Below are 14,381 nucleotides of genomic sequence, written 5' to 3' on the forward strand. Positions count from 1 at the left end.
GGGACACCAGAAGAGGGGGCCGCCGCCGTGACCACGCCACAACGCCCCGAGTGCACCGTGCCGCTGGTGGAGGTGGCCATCACCGAGTTCGACCTGGCCTGCCTGCGGGAGACCGGTGCGGTCTTCGACCAACTGCTGACCCTGCACCCGAAGCAGGTCGTGATCGACTTGTCCGGTTGCCGGCACATCGACGCCGCGGCCATCGGCCTGCTGCTCGACGTGCACCGCCGGATGGTCCGCGCCGGCGGCGTGCTCTCGGTGCGGAATCCCAACCCGCGCATCGCCCGCATCCTGCAGACCGCCCGGCTGGACCAGATCCTGCCGGTGCACACCGATTCCGAGGCGCCGCCGACGGCGGTCACCGGCCCCGCGACACCGCCCGCGGGCGGCACCACACTGCCGGTTGCCGCCCCGCGCACGACGGCGTACGGCCGCGCCACCGTCACCGTACGCACCTGACCCACCGCAGCTGACGCACGGATCCGCGAGTACGAGGAGCAGGATGACCATCGCCGGGATCGCCGCGGCCCTCGCCGTCGGCATCGCCGTCGGCGCGCTCGGCCGACTCGTCGTCCCCGGCCGGCCGACCGTGCCGCTGTGGCTCACCATGACCATCGGCGCCGTCGCCGCGCTGCTCGGCGCCATCAGCGCCTGGCTCGTCGGCGTTCGGGGTTTCAGCCTGTTGGGCCTGGTCGTCCAGGCCGGTCTCGCCGCGGTCGGCGTGGCGATCGTGGTCGCCACCGCCGGCAAGGAACGCTCCGACTCCCTCTGACCGTCCGCACGGCGACGGCGCCACCCGCCCGACGCCCCGAGTCCGTGTTCCGGCCGCACCGGCCGCGACACCGGAGAGGAAGCAGGATGACCGTCGTACCGGACGACAACCTGATGACCCTGATCTGCGACGTCTGCGGCGAGACCACCACCGGCACCGCCTGCGTGCTGCCGGACGCCGAGGTCGTCTGGACGCTGGTCTCCGACCACGGATGGAGCGGTTCGCCGTTCGCCACCGGCCCACACCGCTGCCCACGGTGCAGCACCCTGCCCCCGGGCCCGACCGCGCCGGGGGGCGACCGCGCCGGCGGGCCGCGCGGCATGGACCGCATCGGCGACGTGATGGTGGTCGCCACCAACGGCGACCTCGACGCGGACGCCGGCAACGCGCTGCGCACCGCGCTGCGCGGGGCGGTCGACATGGGCGGGACGGTCGTGGTGGACCTGGCCCGCGTCCAGGTCATCGACCCGGTCGGGCTGGGCCTGCTGGTCCGCGCCCACCGCGAGGTACGTGACCGCGGTGGACGGCTCTGCCTGGCCGCACCGTCGAGGTTCATCCGCACCGTGCTGCACACGATGAAGCTCGACGGGGTCTTCCCGATCTACGACGACCTGGATGCCGCCCTCGCCGAGTTGCGGGCGGCCGCCCGGTCCGACGCCCCGGCCGACGCCGGGTCGCCGGCGCCCCTGCCGACCAGGCGTCGACCCGCCAGCAGCGTCACCGTGTGACCGCGCGGTAGTCCGGCCGGGCACGCGCCCGGCGGACGGGCAGACGGTCAGGAGGCGGCGGAGAAACCGCCACGGCGGCGCAGCCGGCCGATCCAGCCCTGCGCGGTGTGCCGGGGCACGCCGTAGTGTTCGGCGACGGCGGTGACGGTGCCGGTGCGGTTGAAGACCTCGACGACGTCCTCCGGCATACGCCGGTAGACCCGGCCCTTGGGCACCGGTGCCTCGGTGCGGCGGCGCCCGGTGCCGGCGGCGGCGCGGTTGGCACCGGACCGCACCGACCGCTTGCCGGCGGCGGTGGCGCGTGGCTGCTCGGCGGACGTCTCCTCGACGGCCGGCCCGACGGTGCTCTCGACCGCAGCCGGCGTCGCGGGCGTCGCACCGGACGGGAACAGCGCGCGCAGCAGCAGATTCAGGTCGAAGGTGGGGAGGGTCGGTGCCGAGATGCCACTGCCGGCCCGCATCGCAAGCTCCACGACTCGCGGGGTCGACCCGTCCATGTCGACACAGATGACGGTTTCCGTGTCGGCGCCCTCGGCTCTGATGGTGATTGTGTAGTCACCCATCGCTACCCTCCGCCGTTCGTCACATGACCGCACACACCCCGACAGTGTGGTGGCTCGACATCATAACCAGACTAGCGGATTGAGCTGGCTCCTTACAGATGCCGCCCCGCCGCGTGTCGGCATGACCGAACGTAGCCGACACACACGTCACGTGGCGGGCCGTCACCGGCGGGCCGCGGTGAAGCGTCCGGGCAGCGACTTCACCCCGTTGACGAAGTTGCTTTCCAGCCGGATGACCGGGCCGGTCAGCTCGAAACGCGCCAGGTGCGGCACCAGTTCCCGCAGCATGGTCTGCGCCTCCAGCCGGGCCAGGTGGGCGCCGAGACAGAAGTGCGGTCCCATGCCGAAGGCCAGGTGCGGGTTCGGGTCCCGGTCCAGACGCAGCGTGTCCGCGGCGTCGAAGACGCGTGCGTCGCGGTTCGCCGACACGTACCACAGCACCACCTTCTCCCCCTCGGCGATGGGCTGACCGCACAGTTCGGTGTCGCGGGTGGCGGTACGCCGAAACTGCATGATCGGGGTGACCCAGCGCAGCATCTCCTCCGTTGCCGAGGGCGTCAGCGTCGCTTCTCGGGTCAGCCGCTCCCGCTGCGCCGGGTCGTCCAGCAACGCCAGCACACTGCCGGAGATGAGGTGTCGGGTCGTCTCGTTGCCGGCCACCACCAGCAGCAGCCAGAAGCTGCAGAACTCCCGGTCGGACAGTCGGCGGCCGTCCACCTCGCTCGTCGCCAGCAGCGTCATCAGGTCGTCGCGGGGTGACCGGCGGCGTTCGCCGGCGACGGTGAGCGCGTACTGGAACGCCTCGAAGAAGGTGGCCCGGTACGCCTCCACGTTTCCGCCGCCGTACTCGGGATCGTCGAAGCCGACCAGGTTGTTGCTCCACCGGTAGAGCAGGTGTCGGTCCTCACGGGGCAGACCGAGCAGGTCCGCGAGGACCAGCAGCGGCAACTCGGCGGCCAGGTCGGTGACCACGTCGCAGTCCGCCCGGCGTACCGCCCGCTGCACCAGGGCGTGGGCGTGGGCGGCGACGCTGTCGTGCAGCGCCCGGATCGCCCGCGGCGTGAACACCGCGGTGACCAGCCGGCGGATCCGGGAGTGCTGGGGCGCGTCCATGTTGACCAGTAGTTGACGGGCCTGTTCCAGGTCGGCGGTGGTGCGCGGGTCGGGCAGGAACGCGCCCTTGCGGCCGGAGGAGAACAGCTCCGGCTGCCGGGACGCGGCGACCACTCCCTCGTGGCTGGTGACCGCCCAGAACCCGGACCCCTGACTGAGCATCTGTCCGCCGCCGCTGCGCCGCCAGAGGGCCGGCTCCGGCACCCAGCACACCGGCGACTCCCGCCGCATCCGGGCGAACTCGGCGAACGGCACCCCGGCGCCGTACGTCGCCGGATGCGCCACGTCCGGGCGGTCCACCAGCTGGCTCATGACCGGTCTCCGGCCGCCTCGGGGTGCAGCAGCTCCCGCAGCACGTCGTGACGCAGCTTGCCGGTGCTGTCGCGGGGCAGCTCGGCGACGAACCGCCACCGTCGGGGCACCTTGAACCCGGCCAGGGAACGCCGGCAGAACCGGTCCAGAGCCGGCGCGGCGTCGGTCGGGTCGAGCCGGCGCGGGTCCAGTTCGACGACGGCCACCACCCGCTCGCCGTACTCGTCGTCCGGCTCGCCGGTCACCGCCACGTCCCGCACCCCCGGGTGGGCCAGCAGCACCGCCTGCACCTCGGCCGGGTAGATGTTCACCCCGCCGGAGATGATCAGTTCCCGGGCCCGGCCGGTCAGGTAGAGGTAGCCGTCGTCGTCGAGGTAGCCGGTCTCGCCGTAGGTGAACACGCCGGGGCTCAGATGTGCGTCCCGGGTCTTCTCCGGGGCGTTGTGGTACTCGAAGGTCTGCCCGGCGCGGCGGACGAAGACCCGGCCCGGCTGACCGGCCGGCAGCGTGGCACCCTCCGGATCGAGGATCACGATCTCATTGGGCGGCACGGCCCGGCCGACGCTGCCCGGACGGCGCAGCCAGTCGTCGGCCCCGATGAGGGTGACCACCCCCGCCTCGGTGGCCGCGTAGTACTCGACCACCACCGGCCCCCACCAGCCGATCATCCGGCGTTTCACCTCGACCGGGCAGGGGCCCCCGCCGTGCCACACCACCCGCAGGCTGTGCACGTCGGCCCGGGCCCGTACGGCGATGTCCAGCCGCAGCAGCCGGACGAACTGGGTGGGCACCAGGTGGCAGGCGGTGATCCGGTGCTCGGCCAGCGCGGCCAGGAACGCCTGCGGGTCGAACCGCTCGTGCAGCACCAACCGGCTGCCGCGCAGCAGCGGCAGCAGCGCGAAGAACAGCTGCGCGGAGTGGTACCAGGGGCCGGCCAGCAGCACCGCGCCCCGCGCCGGCACCGCCAGGGTGTGCCCGGCGTACGCCAACAGCCGCTCCACCCGGCTGAACGGCGCACCGGTGCGGAACAGGTTGTTGCGTACCCCTTTCGGGGCGCCGGTGGTGCCCGAGGTGTAGAGCATGGTGGAGCCGCACACCTGCTCCGCCGGCTCGTCGTCGGCGTGGTCGGCCAGCAGCGGCTCGACCGCGGCGGCCTCGGCGACGTCCCGATCTCCGGTCACCAGCTGGCGCACCGGGGCGGCGCAGGCCCGCACCGCCTCGCCGACCACCGCCGCGTACGCCGGCTCGGCCAGCACCAGCCGGCTCGTCGAGTCCGTCAGCTGGTACGCGATCTCGGGCGCGGTCAGGTGCCAGTTGACCGGCACCACCGTCACCCCGGTGTGGATGGCGGCGAGCAGCGCCTCGAAGGTCTCCCGCCGGTTGCCGCAGACCACCGCCATCGTGTCGCCGACCCGCAGCCCCTGCGCGCGCAACAGCCGGATCCACCGGTTCACCCGCGCGTCGAGGCCCGGCCAGTCCAGTTCCCCGGTCGCGTCGCGCAGCGCCGGCTCGCCGGCGGCCCCGGCCAGATCCCGCAGCAGTACGGCCATCCCCGCCCCTTCCCGGTCAGTCCAGCAGGTCCGGCTGGGCCCGGACGATGTCGGCGTACAGCGGACGGAAGTTCAGCCGGGCGATCCCCGGGGTGCCGATGGTGCGCCGGGTCTCGGCGGCCGCCGCCGGGTCGATCAGGACCGGCCGACCGGCCGCCTCGGCGAGCAGCTGCACCTGGCAGCTGCGGTCCATGGCGATGAACCACCAGGCCGCCTCCGCCACCGAACCGCCGACGGTCAGCAACCCGTGGTTGCGCAACACCACCGCCTTGGTCTCGCCGAGCGCGTCGGCGATGCGCTTGCCCTCCTCGTCGGCGAGCACCACCCCGGTGTAGTCGTCGAACACCGTGTGGTCCTGGTAGAAGGCGCAGGCGTCCTGGGTGATCGGATCCAGCGGACGGCCCAGCGCCGACCAGGCCCGCCCGTGGGTGGAGTGGGTGTGCGCGGCGGCGACCACGTCGGGACGCGCGGCGTGCACGTGCGAGTGGATGACGTACCCGGCCGGGTTGATCCGCCCGGCGCCCTCCAGCACCTCCCCGGCCGCGTCGACCAGCAGCAGGTCGCTGACCCGTACGTGCCCGAAGTGCATGCCGAACGGGTTGATCCAGAACCGGTCCGGGTCCTGCGGGTCACGGGCGGTCACGTGGCCGCCGGCCCCCTCGTCGAACCCGTACCGGGCGAAGAGCCGGCAAGTCGCGGCGAGTTGCCGCTGCCGGCGTAGGCGTTCCTCGGCCGGCGTCCGCCCGGTCATCCGCAGCCTCCCGGGGTGTCGGTGTCGAAGGCGGCGCCGGCGACGACCGCCGCCGGTACGCCTGCGGCGGGGTCCGCCGCCGGGGGATCGATCTCGGGCCGCCAGGCGGCCAGGAAGTGGTCGAGCCGGTCCAGCCCCCAGAACCGGTGCCGGCCCCAACGCAGGTACGGGATGCCGAACACATCGTCGTCGTACGCCGCTTCCAGGCAGTCGGTGGCCTCCGCGCGGATCTCCTCGTCGTCCGTGGCGTGCTGCGCGGCGACCGGGTCGAACCCGGCCTCGACGGCGGCCCGGCCGATCACCTCCGGGGTGCAGATGTCCTCGCCGCGCCCCCACCGGGCGGCGACCAGCGCGTCGTAGAACGGCATCGCCCGCCCCGCGCGGCGAGCCGCCAACCAGGCCAGGTGCGGCAACTCCCACCACGGGTCCACGTCGATCGGCCAGGCCATCGTCAGGCCCGACCGCTCCGCCAGCCGCTTGGTGTCCAACAGGATGTAGCGGTGTTTGGCCCGGCTCATCTGCACGTAGTGGAACTCGGCGCCCCGCTCGGCCAGCGCCGCGGCCGTCTTGGCGTCCGGATCCCAGTACGGGAACCAGTCCAGCCGGTCGAAGACGTCGGGCACCTCGCGGCGCAGCCGGTGCACGGTCAGCCAGCTGTACGGGCTGCGGAACGAGAAGTACAGCCGGGGCCGCCGCTTCACGCCGCGGTCCCGGACAGCGCGCGCAGCACCTCGTCGTCGAACTCGGCCAGCTCACCGGCGCGTGGTCCGGCGCTGATCGCGTACCCGTGCAGGATGCTCGCGGTCGCGGTGTGCACCAGCCGGTCGTCGCGGCGTACGTAGCAGTCCATCCGGGCGTCGAACATGACCCCGCGCAGCACGTCGGTGACGGTCAGCACGGTGTGCACCTCCTCCTCCATCCGGGCCGCCTCGACCAGTCGTACCCGGGCCCGGGAGACCACCGGGATCCAGGACCGCTCGCGGACCAGCCGGCCCACCGAGATGCCCCGGGCGGCCAGGAACCGGTCCACCACCTCCTCCAGCGCCCGCACGTAGCCGGAGTGCTGCACCCGGTCGGAGAAGTGGCAGTAGAAGTACGGCGCCCGCCAGCTCCACAAGAACGCGTTCGACCAGGCCGGGGCCAGCACGTCGGCGACCGTCTCACCGGCGCCGATCGGCCGGTGATCGGGGCGGGCGAGCACCCCGGCCGCGCCGACCGTCGGCACCACCAGGTCGGCCAGGTGCGCAGGTGCGGGCGCGCTGGCCGTCGCGGCGGGCTCGGCGACCAGTGCGATGCGTACCTTGCCGCGCAGCACCAGCTGTTCCCGGCCGTCGCGGTGCACCGTCATCTGCACCGCGAGTCGGCTGCCGGACTCCCCGGTCACCTCGACCCGCACCTCGTCGTCGACCTCCAGCACCGCCGGCAGCTGCACCGAGCAGTCGACCACCTCGACGCCGAGGCCGTGGTCGTGGAAGAGGTCCCGCGCGCCGGGGCCACGGTCGCGCAGCCACTGCAGGACGGCTTCCTCCACCAGGTAGATGAAGTGTTTGAAGCCGATCCAGGTGCGGATGTTCGCCCCCTCGTACCGGGGCCGCCCGACCAGGACGGTCAGCGGGGCGGTGGGCGCACTGGTCATGTGTCTGCTCCTGTCGTCAGGGACGTACCGTCACCCGGTTCGCCGCGCCGACGAACCGGGCGGCCTGCTCCGCGACCTCGGCGGCGTGGCGGACGTGGCAGAAGTGGTCGTAGTGCTCGTGCACCAGCAGGTTCGCCCGGGGCATGTCCCGGCCCAGGGTCGCGGCGGCGGCCGCGGACAGGGTCGGGTCGGCGCCGCCGGCCAGGATCAGCGTCGGGGTGTCCACCGTGGTCAGCGCGAGCCCGCCGCTGGCGACGAACTGGTCGAAGACGGTGAGGAAGCCGGCCGGACCGATCCGGTCGATCGCCTTGGCGATCATCGCCTCGAGGACGGCGGCGTCCAGCGTGCGCAGCCGCTCGCCGATGCGCAGCCGCAGCCCGTCGCGGACGTGCCGGTCGAAGGTACGCCGGGCCCGGTCGAAGACCTGCCAGGTGATCGGCTGCTCCGGCGGGCAGTACAGCGGGCAGATCAGCACCGCCGCGCGGGCCGGCGGCCGGCCCGAGGCCATCAGCTCCAGCGTCGCGTTGGCCCCGAACGAGTGGGCGACGACGGTGTCCGCCGGCCGGGGCAGCTGGTCCAGCCCGGCGGCCAGCCACCGGGCCACACTGCCCTGGCGGCGCCACCGGTAGTCGTTGCCGGCCCGCCACGGCAGGTCCAGCGCCAGCACCCGCCAGCGGGGATCGAAGGCCCGGGCCAGTGGCCGCCACGACTCCCAGGAGTCCTCCAGGCCGTGGGCGAGCACCACCAGGTCTCCCCCGGCCGTCCCCGGGCTCAGCTCGTGCACCACCGGCGCTGCGATCACCGCCCCGCCCACCGTTCACCGTCCCGGCCCGCCTCGGGGCCGTTGTTGGTGTCGGCCATCGCCTCACGCCCGCCGTCAGCGCCGAGGCGCGCCGCGGGCCCGCCGTCGGTGTCAGGGCGCGCCTTGGGCCCGCCGTCGGTACCGAGGCACACCTCGCGCCGGCCGTCGGTGTCGTCGCCGCAGGCGACGGCGAGCGGGCCGGGCACACCGGCGTCCAGCAGTGTTGCGGCCAGGGCCAGGTTGACCACCCCGGCGGCGCCGTAGCAGTCGCCCCACCGCACCGCCGGGTCGAAGCCACCCGGGCCCAACCGGCGATACGCCGGCCGTGCCGCGGCCGGCAGCAGGACCGGCCCCGCACCACCGGCGGTCCTGACGTCGGCAGTCCCGACGTCGGCAGTCTCGACGTTGGCAGTCCGGGCGTCGGCAGTCCGGGCGTCGGTGGTGAGCACCAGGCAGGCCGCGCCGGCGCGCAGCGTGGAAGGGCGGCCCGCCTGGTGCAGTCCGGTGGCGACCTCGTCGGCCGGTTCGGTGCCCACCACCACCACTCGCGCGGCCCGGCCGGCCCGCAGCAGCAGGGCCGCGGCACGGACGGCGTCGAGCCCGGCGGTGGCGCCCGAGCAGATCATCAGATTCGGCCCGCCGAAGCCGAACCACAGGGCGATCGTGCTGGCCACCACGTTGCTGGAGGCGTTCGGCGCGGCCAGCGGGCTGACCGCGCGACCGCCGTCGGCGCGGATCGTTCGCGCCAGGTCGGCGACGGTGGCCACGTTGCCGAGGTTGCCGGCCACGACCACCGCGGTGGTCGGGTCCACGGCCGCCGGAGCGTTGCGGCCGGGCGGCAGGCCGAGGGCACGGTGCACCGCGCACAGCGCCAACCGGGTCGCCGGCTCCTTGTACAGCAGGCCCTTGCGGCCGAGCACCTCGGACGCGCGGTCGGCCGGCACCGCGCCGGCCAACGCCCCGGCCAGCCGCTGCGGTGCCACGCCGGACCAGCCGGCCAGGTCGGTGGCGAGGCTGTCCGCGTCTGGCAGGTGCAGACTCCAACCGGTCACCCGCACCGTCACCCGTCCCTCGGCACCGGACGCCGTCCGGCCGACCCTGCCCCCGGCGGTGTCTGTCGCGGGTTTGCCCGGACCGCCGGTGCGCGGGGCCCGGCCCGGACCAGCGGCGGGCACGGACCCACCCGGACCGACGGCGGGCACGGACCCACCTGGACCAGCGGCGGGCGTGGAGCCGCCCGGGCCGGCGGCGGGCGTGGAGCCGTCCGGGTCGGCGGCGGGCGTGGAGCCGTCCGGGTCGGCGGCGGTCAGTGGGCGGGTCACGGGGCCTCCACCAGGGTGACGGCGTTGACGCCGCCGAAGCCGAACGCGTCGCACTGCACCAGGCGGGGCGTCGACGCGGTGGCCGTGGTGGCGAAGCGCAGCCCCGCCCCCTCGGGCAGCGGGCGGCGCAGCCCCACCACCGGCGGCACCCGGCCGCCGGCCAGGCAGCGCCAGGCCACGTCGACGTTGACCAGCGCGGCGGCGCCGGAGGTGTGCCCGGTGGCGCCCTTCACGGCGGTGACCAGCGGGTCGCCGCCGCCGGCCACCAGCACCTGCCGGATCGCCTCGGATTCGGCGGGGTCGTTGAGCGCGGTGCCGGTGCCGTGCGCCACGACCAGGTCCACCTCGGCCGGGTCCCGGCCGCCGCGGGCCAGCGCGTCGCGCATCGCCCGCGCGATACCCGGCACGGCGGGGGCGGTCTCGTGGTGGGCGTCGCAGGACAGGCCGGTGGCCACGATCCGGGCCAGGGCCGGGCCGGCGTGGTCGTCGGGCATCAGCACCGCGGCGACCGCGCCGTCGCCGAGCAGCACCCCCTGCCGGTCGGCGTCGAACGGGCGTACCGCGTCGGTCGGGTGGTCGGCGACCCGGCCGATCATCGCCAGCATCGACTCGGTGGCGGCGTCGACGCCGCAGACCAGCACCGCGTCGGCCTCGCCGAGCATGAGCAGATCCTCGGCGAGGGCCAGTACGTGTCCACCCGCGCTGCACGCGTTGCTGACCGTCACCACCTCGTGCAGGCCGGGCACGGCCGCGCGTACCGCGTCGCCGAAGTGCAGCCGGTGCGCCGGGAACGCCGCGCCGCCGGTGGCGTACGCCTCCACCGCAGCCAGTTCCCGCAGCCCGGTGCCGACCAGCGCCACCATCCGACGCCGCCGCGGATCGAGACCGCAGTCGGCGATGGCCCGCCGGGCGCAGTCGGCGACCCAGCGGCTGGCCGCGAAGGCGCGCGTCGCGCCGTCCTCGACGTGGTAGCCGTGGGCGACGTTGAGGGCGGTCGGCTCCCCGTGTCGCAGCGGCCCGATCCCGCTGCGCCCGGCGAGCAGCGCCGCGAAGGTCTCCGCCCCGTCACCGAGGCAGGTGCGCAGCTGGCTAGCGATCAGACGCGCCGGCACCGGGCCACCCCCTGACGATGGCGGCGGCGGTGCCGCCGTCCGGGCTGCGCCCGGTCAGCAGCGCCAGCCTCGGGGTCGGCTCGGGCGGCTCGGAGGCCAGGAAGGTGGCCAGCGCGAGACCTCCGGTGGCCGCGTCGCAGCGCCCGAACAGTCGGCTGACCCGCATCCGGGCCGGTACGTGCCCGAGCGCCGCGCAGGCGGGGGCGTACTCGTCGGTGTCGTCCGGGTCCGTCTCCCCGGTGAGGACACAGCTGATGTCGGCCGGGTCGACGCCGGCGCGGCGTACCGCCCGGGTGACGCAGCCGGTCAGCGCCTGGTCGGCCGCCGGGCCGCCGCCCGGCCCGTACCCGGTGGTCAGGGCGAGTACCTCGGCCTCGCGGCGCGGGCCGGCCCAGTCGGGTCGGTCGGCTCGGGTGAGCAGGAACACCGCGGCGGCCTCCCCGGTCGGGATGGACCGCCCGGGCTGGCCGGTCAGCCAGGTCGTCCAGGCCCGGTGCGGGCTGAACTCCTCGACCGCGCCGACCAGCATCGCGTCGACGTAGCCGCGGGCGATGGCGTTGGTGCCGTAGCGCAGCGCGTCGAGAAAGGCCAGCGGGCCGGTCGCCACGGTGGCGTTGACGCCACGCAGGCCGTACCGGATCGCCGCCTGGCCGGCGGCGCAGTTCATCACGGTGTTGGGGAACAGCACCGGGTTGACCAGGTACGGCTTGTCCTGGACCAGGGTCTCCCGGGTGTAGTCGCTGGTCGAGCGGAAGCTGCCCAGCGAGGTGCCGAGCACCACGCCGAGCCGGGACCGGTTGGTGTCGTCCACCTCGACGGCCGCGTCGCGCAGCGCGTCCCCGCAGGCCACCACGGCCAGTGCGGTCGCCCGGTCGTAGAAGCTGGTGCCCTTGCGCCCCAGGTGGGCGCGGACGTCGAAGTCGACCAGCGCGTGCCCGGTCGGGGTGGGCAGCGGCTCGTCGGACAGCGCGGTCACCTCGACCGGGTCGGCCGGCGGCGGCTCGACCGGCCAGCCGGCACCGTCCGGGACGGCCGTCGCAGCGCCGACCAGCGGTGAATCACCGGTCGCGGCGGTGCCGGCCGCGGCGGCGCCGACGACGGTGGCCAGGCGGTCGACGAGGGCGGCCCGGCCCACCCCGGCGGGGCTGGTCGTGCTCCATCCGGTGATCACGACGCCACTCATTCGACCGCTCCGATCAGGACGATGGCGTTGTTGCCGCCGAAGGCGAACCCGTTGTTCTGCACCACCCGCACGCCGGTCTCCCGAGCGGTGTTCGGCACCGGGTCCAGCCCGGCCAGGGCCGGGTCCGGAGTGGACCAGTTGATGGTCGGCGGCAGGAAGCCGTGCGCGATGGCGAGCGTCCCGGCGATCGCGCCGAAGCCGCTGGCCGCGCCCATGGTGTGGCCCATCATCGACTTGATCGAACTGACCGGAGGCACCCGGTCGCCGAACACGTCGAAGATGGCCTGGGCCTCCACCGAGTCGTTGGCCGGGGTTCCGGTGCCGTGGGCGCAGATGTAGTCCACGTCCTCCGGCTTGATCGAGGCGTTGCGGTGTGCCGCGCGCATGCAGTTGGCGATGCTGGCGCGATCCGGTGCGACGGGATGGCTGGCGTCGCAGTTGACGCCGTACCCGAGCACCTCCGCGTAGATGCGCGCGCCCCGGGCCCGCGCGTGGTCCAGGGTCTCCAGCATCAGGATCGCCCCGCCCTCGCCGGTGAGGATGCCCGAGCGGTTCCGGTCGAACGGTGAGCAGGCGTCGGCGGTGAGCGCGCCCAGCCGGAAGAAGCCGGCGTGGGCCCAGCGGCAGACCGAGTCGGCGCCGCCGGCGAACATCACCTCCGCCTCCCCGGTGACCAGCATGTCGTACGCGTAGCCGATCGCGTAGTTGCTGGCCGAGCAGGCGGTGGCCAGGGTCAGCGACTCCCCGGCCAGGTCCAGCTCGGTGCTGACCGCGTGGGCGAGCCGGCCGGCCGGGACCTGCCCGAGCAGGTCCGGGTCCATGCCGCCGAAGCCGGCCTCGACCTGCTGGGCGGTGACCGCCTCGACCACCACCGACTCGCCGCTGGTGGTCCCGACGACCACCCCGGCCCGGCCGGCGGCGACCGTCGCCGGGTCCAGGCCGGAGTCGGCCAGGGCGAGCCGTGCGGCGGCCGCCGCGAACTGGCCGGACCGGCCCCACCGCGCCGCCTCGATCCGGCGCAGCAGCGTCTCGGGGCGGAACCCGGGCACCTCCCCGGCGTTGCGGTGCGGAAACCCGCTGGCGTCGAAGCTGCTGATCGGGGAGATGCCGGACCGGCCTTCCCGCAGGCCGTCGGTGAACGCGGACACGCCGATCCCGATGCTGGACACCGGGCCGAGCCCGGTCACCACGACCCGGTGCACGGCTCAGACCTGACCGGCAGAGTGGCGCACCACCGCGTCGTAGACCGCCTTGAGGTTGTTCAGCTGGGGCAGCTCCGACTGCGGGATCTCGATCTTGAACTTCTTGTCGATCCGGGCCAGGATCTCGATGGCCCGCAGCGAGTCCGCCTGGTAGTCCTCGGCGAAGTCGCCGGTCTCGGTGAGCTCCTCCGGCTCGAGCTCCAGCACCTCCGCCACGATGTCGCGGAGTTCGGCCATGCGGGGGTCGGTCTGCGTCATGACAGGTCAGCCTTTCCAGCGGAGGATTGACGGAGGCGGTGGCGCCCCGCGCCGGGACGGTTCCCGGGCGGTGGAGACGCCGGCGCCGGGCGGGGTGGCGGTCGCCGCGCCGACCGGAGCCGGTGCCGCGAGCGCCGTACGCGGACGTCGGGCGGCCATCAGCGTGCCGACGCGGGCGATGCGGCGGTCACCGACGTACGTCTCGCCGGTGGCGAAGGCGGTGTCGGCGATCACCCGTTCGAGGTGGACGGTGTGGCGCAGCACATCGCCCGGGTAGGCGGCGCTGTCGAAGACGAAGTCCCGGGCCCCGACGAACATCAGCACCTGGTCGTCGCCGACCGGTCCGTCGGCTTCGGCGAGCCAGAGCAGGGCGGCGGTCTGCCCGAGCGACTCCACCAGCAGCGAGGCCGGGTAGGCGTAGTCGCCGGGCGGCGCGTCGTCGGTCAGGTCCCGGTAGCAGGGTTCGGTGGCGGTGACCGCCTTGACCGCCTCGATGTGGGTACCCGGCGTCATCGTCAGCACCCGGTCGACCAGCAGCAGTGGAAAGCGCTGCGGCAGCAACGCACGGATCTGGTGCTGCCCGAGCCCGCCGCTCGACGGCCGGGCGGATCCGGCAGGGGTGGGCACGAGCCCGGCTGGCGTGGCGATGCCGCCGTCGGGCCGGTCGGCGGGGTCGCTGCCGTCGAAGCGGGCGCGCAGCGTCACGGTCACCGTGCCGTCGTCCCGGCTGCCCGAGGCGGTGACCGCCCATCGCTCGGGCCCGTCGGCGACCGCGACGATGTCGAGGGTCAGCCGGTCCGGCGGCAGCAGCGGCGCCAGGAAGCGCACCGCGTCCACCGCGCGCAGCCGCAGCCGGGGCCGGCCGGCGCCCCGCAGCGCGATGTCGACCGCCTGCACCAGCGCCTCGACGATGAACACGCCGGGGAACACCGGGAAGCCGGGGAAGTGGCCGCAGAGGTTCGGATCGTCGAGGCGGACCGGCACCCCGGCGATCACCTCCACCCGGCCGCCCTCGGCGCTGACCTGAAGGTCGTCGACGGCGGCCAGCGGGGCGGCACCGGGCGGGCAGGGTCGACC

At 74.5% G+C, this 14,381-nt stretch carries 16 protein-coding genes; 3 read left to right on the top strand and 13 right to left on the bottom strand.

Annotation, left to right across the window (positions count from 1 at the left end):
- The first annotated feature begins 27 nt into the window (after positions 1-27).
- From C1I95_RS01250 to C1I95_RS01260, 3 genes are all read left to right on the top strand, one after another.
- Positions 28-459 carry an STAS domain-containing protein gene (locus C1I95_RS01250; protein WP_233513182.1) on the top strand — a complete coding sequence of 144 codons (432 nt, stop codon included), beginning with the start codon at positions 28-30 and terminating at the stop codon, positions 457-459.
- 43 nt (positions 460-502) lie between these two features.
- On the top strand, positions 503-772 hold the full coding sequence (locus tag C1I95_RS01255; RefSeq protein WP_111211873.1) for a GlsB/YeaQ/YmgE family stress response membrane protein: 270 nt from the start codon (positions 503-505) through the stop codon (positions 770-772).
- Between the two features lie 86 nt (positions 773-858).
- Positions 859-1,500, top strand: a complete 642-nt coding sequence (locus tag C1I95_RS01260; protein ID WP_111211874.1) for an STAS domain-containing protein — start codon at positions 859-861, stop codon at positions 1,498-1,500.
- Positions 1,501-1,547: 47 nt separating this feature from the next.
- Here C1I95_RS01260 and C1I95_RS01265 read toward each other — a convergent pair whose 3' ends face one another.
- From C1I95_RS01265 to C1I95_RS36090, 13 genes are all read right to left on the bottom strand, one after another.
- Positions 1,548-2,063 carry a hypothetical protein gene (locus tag C1I95_RS01265; protein ID WP_111211875.1) on the bottom strand — a complete coding sequence of 172 codons (516 nt, stop codon included), beginning with the start codon at positions 2,061-2,063 and terminating at the stop codon, positions 1,548-1,550.
- 162 nt (positions 2,064-2,225) lie between these two features.
- Positions 2,226-3,488 carry a cytochrome P450 gene (locus tag C1I95_RS01270; RefSeq protein WP_111211876.1) on the bottom strand — a complete coding sequence of 421 codons (1,263 nt, stop codon included), beginning with the start codon at positions 3,486-3,488 and terminating at the stop codon, positions 2,226-2,228.
- Positions 3,485-5,038 (bottom strand): AMP-binding protein, encoded by a 1,554-nt coding sequence (locus C1I95_RS01275; RefSeq protein ID WP_111211877.1) that lies wholly within the window; start codon positions 5,036-5,038, stop codon positions 3,485-3,487. The genes C1I95_RS01270 and C1I95_RS01275 overlap by 4 nt, the downstream gene beginning before the upstream one ends.
- Before the next feature lie 16 nt (positions 5,039-5,054).
- Positions 5,055-5,789, bottom strand: a complete 735-nt coding sequence (locus tag C1I95_RS01280) for a class II aldolase/adducin family protein (RefSeq protein ID WP_111211878.1) — start codon at positions 5,787-5,789, stop codon at positions 5,055-5,057.
- The gene (locus C1I95_RS01285; RefSeq protein WP_111211879.1) at positions 5,786-6,490 is read right to left on the bottom strand and encodes a 2-hydroxychromene-2-carboxylate isomerase; all 705 of its coding nucleotides are present in this window, start codon (positions 6,488-6,490) and stop codon (positions 5,786-5,788) included. The genes C1I95_RS01280 and C1I95_RS01285 overlap by 4 nt, the downstream gene beginning before the upstream one ends.
- On the bottom strand, positions 6,487-7,425 hold the full coding sequence (locus tag C1I95_RS01290) for a thioesterase family protein (protein WP_111211880.1): 939 nt from the start codon (positions 7,423-7,425) through the stop codon (positions 6,487-6,489). Before C1I95_RS01290 ends, C1I95_RS01285 begins: the two co-directional genes overlap by 4 nt.
- 16 nt (positions 7,426-7,441) lie before the next feature.
- A complete protein-coding gene (locus C1I95_RS01295) occupies positions 7,442-8,224 on the bottom strand; it encodes an alpha/beta fold hydrolase (RefSeq protein ID WP_438941266.1) in 783 nt (260 codons plus the stop codon).
- Complete coding sequence (locus C1I95_RS01300) at positions 8,224-9,549, bottom strand: beta-ketoacyl synthase N-terminal-like domain-containing protein (RefSeq protein ID WP_267900683.1); 1,326 nt, start codon at positions 9,547-9,549, stop codon at positions 8,224-8,226. The genes C1I95_RS01295 and C1I95_RS01300 overlap by 1 nt, the downstream gene beginning before the upstream one ends.
- Positions 9,546-10,661, bottom strand: a complete 1,116-nt coding sequence (locus C1I95_RS01305) for a beta-ketoacyl synthase N-terminal-like domain-containing protein (protein WP_111211881.1) — start codon at positions 10,659-10,661, stop codon at positions 9,546-9,548. Before C1I95_RS01305 ends, C1I95_RS01300 begins: the two co-directional genes overlap by 4 nt.
- Entirely contained in the window at positions 10,639-11,844 is a 1,206-nt protein-coding gene (locus C1I95_RS01310) for a beta-ketoacyl synthase N-terminal-like domain-containing protein (RefSeq protein WP_111211882.1), read from the bottom strand. The genes C1I95_RS01305 and C1I95_RS01310 overlap by 23 nt, the downstream gene beginning before the upstream one ends.
- Positions 11,841-13,046, bottom strand: a complete 1,206-nt coding sequence (locus C1I95_RS01315) for a beta-ketoacyl-[acyl-carrier-protein] synthase family protein (protein ID WP_111211883.1) — start codon at positions 13,044-13,046, stop codon at positions 11,841-11,843. Before C1I95_RS01315 ends, C1I95_RS01310 begins: the two co-directional genes overlap by 4 nt.
- 3 nt (positions 13,047-13,049) lie before the next feature.
- Complete coding sequence (locus C1I95_RS01320) at positions 13,050-13,304, bottom strand: acyl carrier protein (protein WP_111211884.1); 255 nt, start codon at positions 13,302-13,304, stop codon at positions 13,050-13,052.
- 6 nt (positions 13,305-13,310) lie between these two features.
- Positions 13,311-14,381 (bottom strand): 3-hydroxyacyl-ACP dehydratase FabZ family protein (locus C1I95_RS36090; RefSeq protein WP_233513184.1); only part of this gene is annotated, 1,071 nt, incomplete at its 5' end.

This window comes from Micromonospora craterilacus, from assembly GCF_003236315.1.
GTDB lineage: Bacteria > Actinomycetota > Actinomycetes > Mycobacteriales > Micromonosporaceae > Micromonospora > Micromonospora craterilacus.

Coding starts and splice junctions, on each gene's coding strand:
- C1I95_RS01255 (WP_111211873.1), top strand. CDS start 503: ATGACCATCGCCGGGATCGCCGCGGCCCTCGCCGTCGGCATCGCCGTC.
- C1I95_RS01260 (WP_111211874.1), top strand. CDS start 859: ATGACCGTCGTACCGGACGACAACCTGATGACCCTGATCTGCGACGTC.
- C1I95_RS01265 (WP_111211875.1), bottom strand. CDS start 2,063: ATGGGTGACTACACAATCACCATCAGAGCCGAGGGCGCCGACACGGAA.
- C1I95_RS01270 (WP_111211876.1), bottom strand. CDS start 3,488: ATGAGCCAGCTGGTGGACCGCCCGGACGTGGCGCATCCGGCGACGTAC.
- C1I95_RS01275 (WP_111211877.1), bottom strand. CDS start 5,038: ATGGCCGTACTGCTGCGGGATCTGGCCGGGGCCGCCGGCGAGCCGGCG.
- C1I95_RS01280 (WP_111211878.1), bottom strand. CDS start 5,789: ATGACCGGGCGGACGCCGGCCGAGGAACGCCTACGCCGGCAGCGGCAA.
- C1I95_RS01290 (WP_111211880.1), bottom strand. CDS start 7,425: ATGACCAGTGCGCCCACCGCCCCGCTGACCGTCCTGGTCGGGCGGCCC.
- C1I95_RS01310 (WP_111211882.1), bottom strand. CDS start 11,844: ATGAGTGGCGTCGTGATCACCGGATGGAGCACGACCAGCCCCGCCGGG.
- C1I95_RS01320 (WP_111211884.1), bottom strand. CDS start 13,304: ATGACGCAGACCGACCCCCGCATGGCCGAACTCCGCGACATCGTGGCG.